The organism is Campylobacter sp. 2018MI13 (genome assembly GCF_018501135.1).
GTDB lineage: Bacteria > Campylobacterota > Campylobacteria > Campylobacterales > Campylobacteraceae > Campylobacter_E.
The window spans coordinates 1-452 of record NZ_JAHCZC010000219.1 but is presented as its reverse complement, the minus strand read 5'-3'; the positions used below and the strand labels follow the sequence as shown (position 1 = coordinate 452).

General features: G+C 49.1%; 1 protein-coding gene. It reads right to left on the bottom strand.

The window, feature by feature from the left end; all coding sequences use genetic code 11:
* Positions 1–269: 269 nt before the first annotated feature.
* A partial coding sequence (locus tag KJQ99_RS09725) for an LpxL/LpxP family acyltransferase (RefSeq protein WP_001756087.1) occupies positions 270–452 on the bottom strand: 183 nt, incomplete at its 5' end.

Here is a 452-nt window from a genome sequence, read left to right as displayed (position 1 = left end):
CGTAGAGAGGGAGAAAAGGCATGACCAGACTTAATGCCGCGCCGGTTAAAAAACAGCCCAGCCAGGTAACGGTTAGTTTGCGTTTCCAGTTTATGGGGACATCAGAGGGTGACATAGTGTTCCACAGTATGATGCGCGTTTTGCGCTATCATCAATTTAATTATGAGCGTACTAATTATAATTATGCGCCGACCTTACCAGCCTCGCAATGTGGGGAGCTTTTAAAGCTAAAAGAGGGGAAAAATTGCAGCCTGACGGCTGCAATCCTGTCAATAGCGCGACGGTACGCCTTCAGGGCGAGTTTTAAAGCGGCGATGCAGCCACATATATTGCTCTGGCGCCATCATAATGCACTGCTCAACAATTTTATTCATCCACGCGGCAGTCGCTTCTGCGCTCTCCAGCGGAGGCGAATATTCCGCAGGAAGAATGATCAGTTCGTAGCCTTTCCC